The sequence below is a fragment of the Oculatella sp. LEGE 06141 genome (assembly GCF_015207605.1).
GTDB lineage: Bacteria > Cyanobacteriota > Cyanobacteriia > Elainellales > Elainellaceae > Oculatella.
Genome location: NZ_JADEWO010000007.1, coordinates 1 through 13994, shown reverse-complemented (window position 1 = coordinate 13994; position 13994 = coordinate 1). Strand labels below are relative to the sequence as shown.

13 protein-coding genes are annotated in these 13994 nt (G+C 51.3%); 3 read left to right on the top strand and 10 right to left on the bottom strand.

Annotated features, from left to right (window positions below):
- Positions 1–47: 47 nt before the first annotated feature.
- The 3 genes from IQ268_RS07000 to IQ268_RS06990 all read right to left on the bottom strand — a co-directional run bounded on the left by IQ268_RS07000 (position 48) and on the right by IQ268_RS06990 (position 4691).
- Positions 48–1349, bottom strand: a complete 1302-nt coding sequence (locus IQ268_RS07000; RefSeq protein ID WP_193876932.1) for a DegT/DnrJ/EryC1/StrS aminotransferase family protein — start codon at positions 1347–1349, stop codon at positions 48–50.
- 672 nt (positions 1350–2021) lie between these two features.
- Positions 2022–3047, bottom strand: a complete 1026-nt coding sequence (locus tag IQ268_RS06995; RefSeq protein ID WP_193876930.1) for an ABC transporter permease — start codon at positions 3045–3047, stop codon at positions 2022–2024.
- 3 nt (positions 3048–3050) lie between these two features.
- Positions 3051–4691 carry an ABC transporter substrate-binding protein gene (locus tag IQ268_RS06990; RefSeq protein ID WP_193876928.1) on the bottom strand — a complete coding sequence of 547 codons (1641 nt, stop codon included), beginning with the start codon at positions 4689–4691 and terminating at the stop codon, positions 3051–3053.
- A 191-nt stretch (positions 4692–4882) separates the two neighbouring features.
- On the opposite strand from IQ268_RS06990, the gene IQ268_RS06985 reads away from it, so the two are divergent.
- Positions 4883–5758: a hypothetical protein gene (locus IQ268_RS06985; RefSeq protein ID WP_193876926.1), complete on the top strand. Its 876-nt coding sequence runs from the start codon at positions 4883–4885 to the stop codon at positions 5756–5758.
- A gap of 8 nt (positions 5759–5766) precedes the next feature.
- Here the strand turns inward: IQ268_RS06985 and IQ268_RS06980 are convergent, their stop codons facing one another.
- The 4 genes from IQ268_RS06980 to IQ268_RS06965 form a co-directional block, all read right to left on the bottom strand.
- Positions 5767–6783 (bottom strand): TOBE-like domain-containing protein, encoded by a 1017-nt coding sequence (locus tag IQ268_RS06980; protein ID WP_193876924.1) that lies wholly within the window; start codon positions 6781–6783, stop codon positions 5767–5769.
- A 385-nt stretch (positions 6784–7168) separates the two neighbouring features.
- Positions 7169–7558 (bottom strand): hypothetical protein, encoded by a 390-nt coding sequence (locus tag IQ268_RS06975; RefSeq protein ID WP_193876922.1) that lies wholly within the window; start codon positions 7556–7558, stop codon positions 7169–7171.
- Positions 7559–8142: 584 nt separating this feature from the next.
- Positions 8143–9807 (bottom strand): DUF2079 domain-containing protein, encoded by a 1665-nt coding sequence (locus tag IQ268_RS06970; protein ID WP_193876920.1) that lies wholly within the window; start codon positions 9805–9807, stop codon positions 8143–8145.
- A 212-nt stretch (positions 9808–10019) separates the two neighbouring features.
- Positions 10020–10217, bottom strand: coding sequence for a heavy-metal-associated domain-containing protein (locus IQ268_RS06965; protein WP_193876918.1), 198 nt, complete (start codon positions 10215–10217; stop codon positions 10020–10022).
- Positions 10218–10425: 208 nt separating this feature from the next.
- On the opposite strand from IQ268_RS06965, the gene IQ268_RS06960 reads away from it, so the two are divergent.
- On the top strand, positions 10426–11292 hold the full coding sequence (locus IQ268_RS06960) for a branched-chain amino acid ABC transporter permease (RefSeq protein ID WP_193876917.1): 867 nt from the start codon (positions 10426–10428) through the stop codon (positions 11290–11292).
- A gap of 209 nt (positions 11293–11501) precedes the next feature.
- Here IQ268_RS06960 and psaX read toward each other — a convergent pair whose 3' ends face one another.
- The 3 genes from psaX to IQ268_RS32125 form a co-directional block, all read right to left on the bottom strand.
- Positions 11502–11621 (bottom strand): photosystem I protein PsaX, encoded by a 120-nt coding sequence (gene psaX / locus IQ268_RS06955; RefSeq protein ID WP_228035177.1) that lies wholly within the window; start codon positions 11619–11621, stop codon positions 11502–11504.
- A gap of 219 nt (positions 11622–11840) precedes the next feature.
- Positions 11841–12707: a lipoyl synthase gene (lipA, locus tag IQ268_RS06950; RefSeq protein WP_228035160.1), complete on the bottom strand. Its 867-nt coding sequence runs from the start codon at positions 12705–12707 to the stop codon at positions 11841–11843.
- The gene (locus tag IQ268_RS32125; protein ID WP_228035159.1) at positions 12667–12861 is read right to left on the bottom strand and encodes a hypothetical protein; all 195 of its coding nucleotides are present in this window, start codon (positions 12859–12861) and stop codon (positions 12667–12669) included. The genes lipA and IQ268_RS32125 overlap by 41 nt, the downstream gene beginning before the upstream one ends.
- Positions 12862–13366: 505 nt before the next feature.
- Here IQ268_RS32125 and IQ268_RS06940 point away from each other — a divergent pair.
- Complete coding sequence (locus IQ268_RS06940) at positions 13367–13930, top strand: response regulator (RefSeq protein ID WP_193876913.1); 564 nt, start codon at positions 13367–13369, stop codon at positions 13928–13930.
- Positions 13931–13994: the final 64 nt, after the last annotated feature.

Below are 13994 nucleotides of genomic sequence, written 5' to 3'. Positions count from 1 at the left end.
CGTTGGGTTGTCTGCCCAAGGTACTTCTCAGACCATGTGCAAATGCTTTAAATATTGACTCCAGCTTCCTGTTTTGTAGCGGGCTGCACCTGGGAAGCAAAATATTGCCGGATGACCTGAATGTTCTTCTCAATCTCGCGACGAGAATAGCCAGGATAGGTTGGTAGATAAAGTAATGTCTTCGCTACGTTTCTTGAGTTGGGGCAATCGCGATAAAAGTCCTTGAATCGGGCGGCATCAGAGGTACTTGTAAAATGCCCAGATGCTATATCTCGCCCGCTTTCATACATAAACCGAAGAAGTTCGTCCCGTTTGGCATATTGGACTGGAAACCAAAGGTAAGTGTGCGAGCCATCGGTTCGTGCAGGCGGCAGAATTAACCCATCAACATCTTTAAGACCTTCATGGTAAAGCAGACCATTTTCAATCCTGACCTTGATATCCGGATCGACCTTTTTGAGTTGTGAAAGACCAAGGCGAGCTTGAAAAGGGGTATACCAGGATTTGTATACATCGGGAAGTTCGGTAGCTGGTTTACTTTCCTGCGGCTTCCTTTGAACTTTTTTGTTAATGAACTTAACGTCCTTCAGGTAGCTCAATCGAATGATCCTGTAAGTCAACAACGGAAACAGAATGGGAGCATTGGTAATGTCATGTAACAACCCTGACTTGAGCTTCTTGGTGATACCGCGCAGGGGGGGATGCGAGAACCCGTTTAACTCATGACGAACTTGCTCGATTACATCTTTGCGATTGGAGATGATAACGCCTCCAAGCCATGTAGGTATGTTTTTATGCATCTCGAAGCTGAAGACCCCAACATCACCAATGCTGCCCACTGCGTTTCCTTGCTCTTGAACACCAAAAGCCTGGGCACAATCTTCAACCAATGGAACATTGAAGCGATCGCAAATCTCCTTAATTCGGTGCGCTTCAGCAGCCAGCCCGTGCAAATGAGTAATTAGAACCGCGCCTGTGTTTTCGCTAATCAAGCGTTCCACTTCCACAACAGTAATGTTGCAGGTTTCCCGATCAACGTCAGCAAATACAGGCCGCCCTCCGGCAAAAATCACCATGTTGACCACATCAACAATGGTATAGGGGGACAAAATTACATCTTGTCCAGGCTTGATTAACGCCTTAAGCGCAAGGTAAATTCCAAGTCGGCATTGGTAGACACAAACGGCATATTCAGTTCCAAAACGAGTGCAAAGTGTTTGCTCAAACTGCTCAACCTCTTTTTTACTGTGCCGAAATCGCCCGCCTAATACGTACCTCAAAAACAGCAGATAACTATTCAAACTCGTATACAGTCGGTTCTTCGGTTGGGGTCCAAGAGTCAACATCATTTTTTGTCTCCAGCCTTGTGTTTTTCAGAATGGGCAATCCCACACCGTTTGTCTTCGTCAAAACAAAAGTTCCTACTGAACAATTTCTATACTGAATCAAATCGAGTATATTCACGCAAGCAATCTTGCTAATTCATAAAAACTTTTTCATCCGCACAGGCTGGGTAGTCCCATGCATCGGCTTAAAGACTACAACAGATCAAACCCTCGTCTGGCAAAGGTTTGACAGCGAATAACAGAGGCTCTTTCAGGAGAAAATTAATTGTTTATTAGCGAAAAAAGATGGACAGTGCCTGTGCTATAGAGTACACAGGCTACTGGGTCAGAGTGAGTTCGGGCGGGGAAAGCGGAGGCTCCCAAGAGGCAAAAGCGGTTAGCCTGATAGACCCGTTTTTAGAGGAGAAAGTCGGATGCAGGCTAGAGAAACGGCTGCCTCTAATGTGAAGAACAGATGAACCTGACGACGTAACTCGTACCGCAACCGTAAGATTTCCTAACAAACTGTGTTGCAAATTCACAGCAAAGCGGGGGTGCCTGCCGCTGGTAATACATCACGAATGGCATTTTGGCATCCAGAAAATGTTGAAACTATTGTATTGCCATCGTGTTGCCGCTGTATTAAAGTTCGTTGAAGCTGCGATCGCCAAGCCACGGAAAGGCAACAACGTTCTGTCAATATCGAATTCGCGGATCAATATAGGCATTGAGGATATCGATTGCAATGCTGGCGATCGCCACAATTACAGCAAAAAAGACCAGAATGCCCTGCACGACTGGGTAATCGCGGAATTCGATCGCTTCATACAAACGGTTGGCCAAACCAGGCCAGGAAAACGTCACCTCTGTGAGAACCGCTCCTCCCAGCAAAGAGGCGATCGTCAGTCCCAAAACTGTGACAACCGGAATCAGCGCATTCTTGAGCGCGTGCGCTACTACAATCCGCACTTCGGGGATGCCCCTGGCCCGTGCAGCTTCCACATAATCCGCTTTCAGGGTTTGCTTCAGGTTCACCCGCACAATCCGTTCAAAAATGCCGCTTAGCAGAATGCCCAACGTCAGGCTGGGCAGCGTCAGATAATACAAGCTGGTGAAAAACTGCACCAGGTTGATGCTCAGCAGACTGTCCACCACATACAGCCCGGTTGGGCCTTGCGGCGGAGCCATCGCCAACGGAAAGCGGGTACCAATGGGAAACCACCGCAACTCCACCGCAAAAATGAGCTGCAAAATCATGCCAAACCAGTACATTGGCACCGCATAGGTGACAATGCCAAACAGCCGTCCCCCGGCATCCAGAGCCGTGTTGGGTCTAGATGCCGCCAATGCCCCGATGCTGACACCAACCAGCACCGACACAACCATGCTAAAGACGGTCAGTTCTACGGTTGCCGGAAAGTAAAGCTGAATAATTTGCCAAACGGATTGCCCCTGGCTGGTTAGAGACGTGCCCAAATCGAGGTGCAGCAGGTCGCCAATGTAATTGAAATACTGCGCCCACAGCGGCTCATCTAGCCCCAACCGCGCCCTCAGTGCAACCTTGGCACTTTCGGGTGCCCGCCCCCCTAATACCACATCCACCGGGTCGCCGGGAGTGGCTCGTAATAGAAAAAAGACCAGCGTCACCAGCGTCCAAATCATCAGCGGCGCTAGCATCAGGCGCGACAGGACGTAGTAAAAGAGGGCGGTAGAGCGCGACATAGGTTACTTGCTAATCTGCCAGAGCAAAAACTGCTGAGTTGGTTCAATATCAACGTTGTTCACGCCTTCTTTGGCAAAGATATAATCTTTGTTTTGCCACAGCGGAATGTAAGGAACGTCTTCAATCAGTATGTCTTGCAGTTCAGTAAAGATAGCATCACGGGCTTGAGGTTCCTGTTCGGCTCGCTCGTTTTTGATTAGTTCGTTGGCGCGATCGCTGTAATAGAAGGAGCCGTTATTTTGGCTCGCGCCCTGTTCGCACAGAGCAGAGGATGACCCCTGATCGCAGCTTAAGAACGGCTGAATAAAGTTGTCTGGGTCAAAGAAGTCTGGGTACCAGTTCAGCAAAACCGTTTGGTAGGCTCCCTTTTCGATATTTTCAGATAGAGTCGCGCGTTCGGTGCTGTTAACTTCAACCGTGACCAGACCGGGCAACGCTTGCTCAATCGATTCCTTGAGCGTGTTGGCTACAATGCCCCGCTGGGTTGAGGCCGATGGATACCAGATTTCGAAGGATAACGGATTCGATTCTGAGTACCCCGCTTCGGTCAGGAAGGTTCTCGCTTTGTCAAAGTCGCCGTCGCCATAGGCTTCCTTAAAGACGGGCTTTGAGATCTCGAAACTGGTAGGCAACATGCTGTACAGCGGTTCTGCCTGGTCTTGGAACACTCGCTGGTTCATCAAATTGCGATCGATCATGGCAGCGATCGCCTTTCGCACGTTCAGGTCATTGGTCGGCTCCATCTTCTGGTTGAGCGACATGTAGTTCACCACGGTGGTGCCGGCCTCAATCACCTGCCAGCCGCCATTGTCAGCTTCTCGCTCTAAACTGGCAATTTGCTCTGGATCTAGGGTTTGATAGGCCACATCCAGCCCGCCCGTGCGGAAGGTATTGTACAGGTTGGCAGGGCTGGCAAAGATCTGAATATCAATACCCTGGTTGGCTGGTTTTTCACCCCAGTACTCTTCGTTGACATCCAGACGCACCGCATCAGCACTGAGAGAAGCTAACTTATACGGCCCCGTACCGATAAACGAATCAGGCTTAAAGTTACCCTCACCAATTTCATAGGCTTCGGGCGAAACTGGAGTCACGCCCCAGAAGCTCAACAGGGACGGAAATGCAGCAAACGCATATTTCAGCGTGATGGTTAGCTCGTAGTCTCCAGTCGCTTCTACCGAATCAACCTGATCGGAAAGTAGAAACGCCGGATCGCCGCCGTTCGTCATGAAGCGATCGATCGAAAACTTCATCACCTCTGCATTGAACGGTGTACCGTCGTGGAGCGTCACGTCTTCCCGTAGCGGAATCGTGTACGTTAAACCATCCTCGCTCACGGTCGGCATTTCGGTAGCCAGTTGGGGAACCAGGTCGGTTGTGCCGGGTTCGTAGGTGTAGAGGCGATCGCCCAGGTTATACAGCAAAATTCCAGTAAAGATGGTGTACGCATCTGCTGGGTCAAGCGTTTCTGCTTTTTGCGTCGTTCCTATGGTGATGCGGTTGCTGCCCGCACTGGCAGAAGATGTTGGTGCGGTGGTCTGTGGTCTGGCACAACTGACAATCAGCGCAACACACGCAGCAAACACGCCCACAAATTTGAAGAGCGATCGCCTTGTTCTCCGAGAGAATCCCAACCCGTTCATAGAGCGTTACCTAAGGTATTTTTAACAGGGGCTATTATCTATCCGCATCCAGAACTTTATACACCGCCTGCCTGAATAACTCAATTATTCTAGTGAGAAAAAACGTGACCTGACCGGGTTCCGTGGGTTCACTATTATTTACAGTGTCTATTTCCTTTGCTTGAAGGGAACTGTGATAGCGTATCCGCCGTATGCATAACCTGTTAGATATGATGAGCCATCAACGATTAGCGCTTTTCCTTGCTCCCCTTGCCTTGAGTTTGGCCGCTACCTCTGCTGTTGCCCAAGACGCAACGGCTGCCCCCACCCGTGTGTGTGCCTACAACCCCAACTCCGGCATCCCTAACCCACTGGGAATGCGAGCTTTCGTTTCGGCTACGGAATCTGGCGGCAACACCACCTTTACCTTCGAGCAGTTTCCCTCTCCGGTTGGGGGTGGCTCGCAACCCGTCACGATCGCCTCGCAACGAACCCTAACCATTTACGGCGTAGGGGTAGAGAATGCCCGTCAACTGTTGCTGGCAAATCCTGACTACTACTCAGAATTGTTGGGGTATCCCAGTGAAGCAGGCTTTGCTGCCGTCAACGAGGTGCTGGTCTGTCAGCAGGCGATCGCTCCTACGCCCGTCCCCCCTGTCTCTGCGCCGCCTGTCTCTGCGCCGCCTGTGTCCAGTTTGCCCGATGGCGTGTATCGCTACTGGAATGGCGCGATCGCACCGGGAACGGTGGTTAGCGACGAAGAACTGCTCAACCGTGGCGGCGCAACCTTCCTGTTCCGCAAGCAGGGAAATCGAGTCGTTGGTACCTTTGCCTATGTTGATGGTGAAGCTATCTGCCTGACTGGACAGCTCAACGGCAACACCGTTACTGGACAGGCATTTTCCGAGGATTCCTCCGTTCGTAATACAGGAGAGCAGTTCACCGCATGGGGGCCATCTGGCTTCCTCCAGGTACGCCGGGGACGACGAGTTGGGAACCGCAGCCGATACGATAGTGCCCTGCTCAATCTCAGTGCGCTGAGCCGCATCAACACCGGAACACGTACCCCGGCCAGCACCTGCCAGTAGTGGTGTCGCTAAATCGAGTAATACAGCGGAAAGGCTTTTGCCTCCTTCGGCTTAACATACACTCTCTGCTGTGGTTCTAGCTTGAGTTGGTCAAACCGTTCACGAGTCAGGTGGGCGGTCACGACCTGCCCATCGTCCAGAGTTAGCTCAGCCTGAATTTCCCAACCCAGGTGAATCAGACGGCTAACCCTGGCTGGAACCGTCGTGCCGTTTTGCTGCGTTTCAATCAACACATCCTGGGGACGCAGGAAGACTTCAGGATGTGTTGATTCAAAGCCATTGCCCTCAAAGATGCGCGAGGTGCTGGGCAGTACGTTTACGGGACCAATAAAGCTCATCACAAACGCGCTAGCCGGGTTGTCGTAGATTTGGGCAGGGGTGCCCACCTGCTCCACGCGTCCTTTGTTCATCACCACAATTTCATCGGAGACTTCCATTGCCTCTTCCTGATCGTGGGTCACAAAAACGGTGGTGACATGTACTTCATCGTGCAGCCGACGCAGCCATGCCCGCAGGTCTTTGCGAACTTTGGCATCGAGTGCGCCGAAGGGTTCATCTAGCAGCAACACTTTAGGTTCAACCGCGAGTGCCCGCGCCAGAGCTACCCGTTGCCGCTGCCCGCCGGAAAGTTGGGAGGGGTAACGATCGCCCAATCCTTGTAACTGCACCAACTCCAGCAGTTCTTCGACCTTGGCTTTAATCTTGCCCTTGGGGGCTTTGCGAATCTCCAGGCCAAACGCAATGTTTTTACGAACGCTCAGGTGTTTAAACAAGGCATAGTGCTGGAAGACAAAGCCAATGTTGCGGTCTTGCACACTCTCGTAAGTGGCATCGCGGCCTGTGACAAACACTTTGCCCGAATCGGGCATTTCCAATCCTGAAATTAGCCGCAACAGAGTAGATTTGCCTGAACCAGATGGCCCGAGCAACGCAACCAGCGATCCAGTTTTTACCTCCAGGCTGACCTGATCGACGGCCAGAAAGCTGCCAAATTGCTTAGAGACATCTTGAACGACAATGCCCACTGAAATACCTCACCTAGTCAAACACGGCTAGCGGTTACGCCTTTTACCACACTTCAAACCTGACGTGTGCTGATTGCAATCCCCAGTTCACCGATGGGCTTACTGTAGATATATATCATACAAATTAACCCATCGAGTCAACTAATCGATCGCGATCGCGCAGCTTTGTTGATTTTCGCCTAAATCTTCACCTCTTGATGAAGCACTGCGGGAAACCACCCAAAAAGACGAGGCCAACTGCTGTTGCGATCGCTACTGTGATGAGTGGACATCATCACTCCCTCAATGGACGTTCCTCTGTTGGGGGTTTTTTAGGCTCATAAGCGGCAAGTCGGACGGAAGCAACGCAGGCCAGTGGTGCATCGTTGGTCGTTCATCTTCAGCCCTAGAGCCTAGAGTTCCTCAAATCAATCAGGTAATTATCAACAGCCCTTAAGTAAGCTTCATCCCCGTCCACACTAGCGGATAATCGATTCGTGCGAATTGCAGCTTGCACTAAATCTTCTGCCGTTACGGCTCTGGTGGTGTACTGGGAGATCAAACCTCCAGCGGTGGGAATGCCTTCCGTGGCTAGATAGCCTTGATACGCCAGCCGAACCAAAGTGAATGGAGTCACCTGAGCAACCTCACCGCCTTCCACCACCGATTCTTTGGTCTGACGGTTGCCGTACAACGCGTCGTAGCTGGATAATGCCAGACCAGGTAACGCCAGAACAGGTGTAGTCATCAAGCAGGATGTTGCGATCGAGAAACCAGCCAATAATGAACATTTCATGACTCAGGCTCCTTTGTTGTTTCCTTGCGTGTTGTGCAAACGGTTTGCTTACCTGAATACGAGAATGCAGTCCGATCCTGAAACACTTTTGAGACACATCTGAGAAGCGGTAGATCGTTTGCTGAGAAGTCTGAATGCTGAGAAGTCTGAGTGCTGAGAAGTGTAAAGGGGAATCAACCTGGAGCAACTCAAACGGTTGAGAAGCAAAAAATGAATCGTCAACAGTTCGGTTTCAGCGATCGCTGTCTATCGGGCAGACGGAACAGCGCTCAAATCCAGCTACAGCAGCGTTTCAAGCTTCTAGCTCCGCTTCAAATGATGCTTTCTATCTAGTCTGTTGGCGTTGGGGGTGTGCTGCTGTCGCGATCGCAACAATCGTTGATCATTTGCAGCATCCTGGCTCAGGACTAAATTCACCATTGGCTGGCTAAACCACCAGGCTTCGCTGGGTTGCAAACAGTGATGATGCTACCGTCTAAGAGGATGTTTTAAAGGTTTAATTTGTAGCCCGACCCCTGTAAAGGTGGCCTTGTAGAGGTGGCGTAGACCCTGCAACAAGCAAGCGACGGGCAATACATCTGGGTCTATTTCAAGCGATAAGCGATACCTGCCGAATGCTCGGTTCGAACAGCCTCTAGCTCAAGGATCGGTTCAAGTTCCTGGCGATACTGTAACCAGGCATCGAGGCTGGCCTGATTGGAGTTCGTTGCTCGTTGCAGCAAAACAACGCCATCTTGAAAGCTAACGATTCCATAACGCTGATTGTTGAGGAGGCGATCGATCGCGGGTACCAACCGCCGAATCGCCTGGCGATCGTCCACAAAGGCGGGTTGATATTGCTGGTGCTGCCATACATCGACGACAGCATAGTCCACTTGAACCACCTGGCGATCGTCGTTTCGTAGCCGCAATTGCGGAAACCGTATCACTTCGCGGCGATTCGACACATGCGGCACAATGTAGCTGGTTGCAGCCACACTGGCATCTGGGGGAATGTTGGCTAAAATGCCTTCGATCGCCTCAACATGCTGCCACTGCCGCGCCGGAGAGGTGTATACCCACGGTTGAAATGAGTTGGGAATAGCAAACGACAGTGCCCGATTAGGATTAGCTGTCACGCTTAAGATTAGCGCTAGCAGCAAACATCCACCCCAAATGCGACGAAAGCGCAAGCGAAAGTGCTGCGGGTGGCTAACCCACCACAGAATTGCTCCATAAAATAATCCCGGCACCAGCGTGATCGCAAAACGGCGATCGATCGACAGTGCCGACGGGTTTTGCTGCATCAAAAGCTTGAGGAGCGGAAAGCCTGTTAACGCCCATGCGCTGGGAGAAATTACCGGAATAAAGGCCAGCGGCAACCACTGCGCCAACAAATAACGAAGGGTGCGATCGAGCGGCGTAAAAATGGTCGCTATCAGTTGCCCCGGATTGCTGAGAATGCCCCACAACACCTGCAATGTTGATGCTTCATCGCCTTCCACAAACTGCCCAAACTCCTCAACCATGAAGCGTTGTGAGATATCGGGTGAAAACAACGGCATCACCCAATTGGTGAGCAGCAACATATATGCCAAACTCAGGGCGCAAACGGCCAGACCCAGCGGCAGATAGCGGCGGCTTACAGCCAGATAAAACCCAACCCCAAACAGAATCACACCCGCATCTTCGCGCACCAGCAGGGTGAGTATCGACAATCCGACAAAAACCCACCACCAGCGCTTCTCCAACGCCAGCAGTAGCCCAAACACAAACAGCGGAATTTGACTAAAATCGTGGAAATTTGCCAGTGTGGGGCCAATTACCGCATTCGCAGCATAATAGCTGGCCGTCAGCCAAACCGAGAGTTGCGGTGGGTGATACTGCCGGGCCAGGGCGTATAGCACCAATCCTGCGATCGCCACCAAAAGAACTTGTAAAACAGAAAGACCCGCCGGAGACGGAAACAGCGCATAAAACGGCAACCACAGCAGCAGAGCTGGCGTAAAATGCTGCCCCAGGCGACGGTAATCAACCTCTGGAATCTCCCCCTGGGCAACGGCGATCGACTCGGTTGCCGAAAGCGATCCCTGGAAGAAATGCCCATGCAAACTATTCCAGAAAACCTGATTGAAAATACCCTGGTCAAACGCCGCATAGGTTGGGTAATAGCCGTAATAGCGCAGCAAGACCAGTCCGGCACCTAGCACCCAGAACACTATCGCTATCCCAATTACGACCCGTAGCCCTGGATGCTTGCCCGCTTTCATACTGTCTATCGATCGCTAGTTCAGTGATCACCCTCTCACGGATGGGCTAATCCCTCAAGAGCAGCGCCAAAGTTTGAGAGCTACCGTCTTACAGCAGTTCTCAATCGAGTCAGCCCCAGTCTCGTCAAGATGGGCGTGGGGTGTAAGGTTTGAGGCGTGGTGAATGCAACTGAAAATGGCTGCAATATCGTTCCATTGGAATGCTAAAACGCTCACTGAACTGGATAACCGGCGGCGGCGATCGCCTCCTTAACCGATTGATCTGCTGCCTGCGTTTCGACACTAACCGCCTTTGTTTTAGTATCAGCCTCAACCGTTGCCGCAGGGTCAACAGATTTAACGGCCTTGGTAATGGTCTCCACACAGGCAGAACAAGCCATCGTGGGAACGGTCAATTGAAGGTTACTCATCGGTTTCGCACCTGAAGAACTAGAAGAACCAATCGGGTATCGAGCTGGTTGCACTTACTCTTCTATCTTAAAGACTCCAGCCAACTGGAGAATCAACCCTGCTGTGCAACAATTTAACCAAAGTTGTAGACAGACAGGCAAAATAAGAAGGCCGCAATCAGCCGATCGCACGTGCGGTTCCAATTTGAAATTGCAGTTTTAGCGGTTCATGGACTCACAACTGATTCAACTTCTGGTGAACGGCATTGCTGTCGGTAGCGTCATTGCCCTAGCCTCTGTTGGCTTAACGCTCACGTATGGCATTCTGCGTTTGGCTAACTTTGCTCATGGCGACTTGATGACCTTAGGCGCATATTTAACGCTGCTAGCCAATGCCAGTGGGGTCAATATCTGGATCTCCATCGCAATTGGTGCCGTGCTAACGGTTGGAGTGGCATTGCTCACCGAAAAGCTGCTGTGGTCGCCCATGCGCGATCGCCGTGCCTCAACCACCACCCTCATCATTATCTCGATTGGCTTGGCGCTGTTTCTTCGCAATGGCATTATTTTGCTGTGGGGTGCCAACAACCAGTCCTATCGGTTGCCTGTAGCCAGCGCGTTGGATATCTATGGCATTCGCATTGCCCAAAGCCGTGTGATTGTAGTGGTACTGGCAATCGTCGTTATCTTTGGACTGCACTACTTGCTGCAAAATACCAAAATTGGCAAAGCGATGCGAGCTGTTGCCGATAACGTTGACCTGGCTCGCGTCTCTGGTATCAACGTTGAATATGTGGTGATCTGGACGTGGGTTATTGCTGCCGGGTTAACCGCTGTGGGCGGCGGCATGTATGGGCTAATTACGGCTGTGCGGCCCAACATGGGCTGGTTTTTAATTTTGCCTATGTTCGCCTCCGTCATTTTGGGTGGCATCGGCAATCCTTATGGGGCGATCGCTGGAGCGTTTGTCATTGGCATCACCCAGGAACTTAGCACCTACTGGCTTTCACCCGAATATAAACTTGGCGTTGCTCTACTCATGATGATACTGGTGCTGCTGGTTCGTCCCCAAGGCTTGTTTAGGGGCACTTTCTGATTCAGGATTTCACAGCTTATCTATTACATTGCCCACGAAAATACATTGCCCACTAGAAACACATTGCCCACTAAAAAAGACGCACCAGGTTGTGCGTCCTGCTTTGGACGTTGCAATCGTTGAAGACAGAGTATCCAGCGATCGCAACGCCCTTCTCAGAGTAAGTGGTCTATGAGCCAGATTTTGGTGAACCAAAACGCCAGGAATGGCTATCTGAGGATACCAAAGTAGAAGGCCGCGACAACAAAATTACCCAACAGCAAGAACAGCGCCCAGAACGTCCGGAAAGGATACGGGGGCTTTCCAGTGGTAGGAACATCGGCCCTCATTTTTTCTGTTTTAGAAGTCATAAGAATGAATTCCGCCTAGACAACTTAATTATTCATTAATTATTCATGACAACTGACACACAATCATCTATCGCTTGGTAAAAATCAACAGAAGAATTTTATACGTTTTGTGACATTGCTCCAGAAGCAAGACCCTACAGGGATTTTCCCTGGCTGCGCCCCAGTCAATCAACAGTCAATCAACGCTAACATGCAGCGCTATTCGCTCTCTCCAGCATGGTACGAACTGCGTACCAGCGGCCCAGACCGAACGTGGGCAAAGCCCATTTCTCGGGCGATCGCACCTAACCGCTCAAACTCGTCTGGGGTCCAATACTTCTGCACAGGCAGATGAGCCAGAGAAGGACGCATATATTGGCCTAGCGTCAGGCGATCGCAATCCACTGCCCGCAGATCGTGCAGGGTTTCCACAATTTCTGCTTCCGTTTCACCATGCCCCAGCATCAATCCAGATTTGGTAGGAAGGGTTGGGTTCAGCGCTTTCACCACATGCAGCACATGCAGCGATCGCTCATACTTTGCCCCCCGTCGCACCGGCCCTTGCAGGCGGCGAACCGTCTCTACGTTGTGGTTATAGCAAGCGGGGTTAGCCTCAACCACGGTTGCAATGCGCTGCTGCTGCCCGTCTATGCCACTCGCACCGCCCCAAAAATCCGGTGTTAGCACTTCAATTTGCGTCCCAGGGTTGAGCCTGCGGATAGCCGCCATTGTCTTGGCAAACCAGCCTGCTCCCTGGTCGGGCAAGTCATCCCGTGCCACTGACGTTAGCACCACATAGCGTAACCCCAACAACTGTACCGATTCAGCAATTTTTTGAGGTTCCTCCACATCCAGCGGCATCGGAGCGTGCCCTTTATCGACCTGGCAAAAAGCACAGGCACGCGTGCAAACGGGTCCCATTAACAGAAAGGTAGCTGTTCCCTGGGCATAGCATTCGCCCCGATTCGGACAACGGCCTTCTTCACAAATGGTGTGAATCTGCCGCTGCTTAATAATGCGCTGCACGGTCGAAATGTCACTCGCCTTACCGATCGGTCGGCGCAACCAGTCGGGCAAGTTCGCCAATGGAGAGTCTCTGCGCGGCGATCGCGGCGGTTGGGTAGGCAGGTCTACAGACGGAAGGTTGGCAGGTTGATTCATAAGGAGGACTGGTTTGATCGGTTCGCTGTGCGATCGGCAACTCGTCAACGCTACCGCCACATCCCGATTCTAAACCCATACCTTCACTCACCTGAAGGAATGAACCAGCAGACGGGTGACTCGATCGCCGCTAAACATCTAACCTGGGACAATGCATGATTTCCAAACGGCATGATACAAGTCAACTAGTAAAGAGCGATCGCCCGCTTAAATGCCTTCAGCGATCGGCAATCGTTTAGAGATAATATCAACCAACTTCACCGTTCAACTGGGCGGAGCTTTTGCCTGGAAAGCGATAGATTTGGAAAATCTAGGTGAATAATAGTACTGTGTCAGCAGTCTTAACCTCAAACCGAGATGAAAGCTTGCCCCCTAGCTAACCGTACGCGAACCCACGCTGGCGTGGTCTAACCAACGGCATCTAAAGCGACAACCCCTCGTCTTTAGAGTCATCACATGCCTTATTCTAATCTCTACGCAGGTTTCAGCCTTCATCAGGATTAAAAGACACCCGTTGTCACACCGTTAATTTCATCGTTATTTTCTATCCTTTGTTCCTTCCGTCACACCTACAGGAGTCTGTCGTGGCAAGTCACAAAATCCTGGTTATCGATGACAGCAGAGTCATTCGCAACATGGTTCGGGATATGCTTCCGAAGGGAAATTTTCAGGTCTTAGAAGCCAAAGACGGCATCGAGGGTCTGAATACGATCCAGCAAGAACGCCCCAACCTGATCATGCTAGACTTTCTGCTGCCTCGAATGAGTGGCTGGGAAGTCTTTCAGCAAATTCAAGTCCATAACGAACTGCAAAGCATTCCGCTGGTGCTAATGTCGGGACGACGCGAAGAGGTCACCGAAAAGATTCCCGAACCCTTCGAGTTTTTTGAGTTCATCGAAAAGCCGTTCGAGCAAAAGGAATTGATTGAGGCCATCAAATCAGCGATGGCAAAAGCACGTCTGCCGCGTCCGCAGCAGGCTGCGCCGCGCCCTCCTGTAGCCGCAGTTACGCCCCCGGCCACTGATGATACCAGTGTTGCCGAGATCGCTGCACTCAATCAAAAGGTTGAACGAATGCAGGCGGAGATCGACATGCTGAAGAAGCAAATGGCGCAGTTGTTGACCTTCATCAAACAAAAGCTGAAATAGCCCAGCGTCTGTGAGGCGATCGACGGTTGATCGCCCCAGATCGTTACCTACCAGCCCCAGGTAC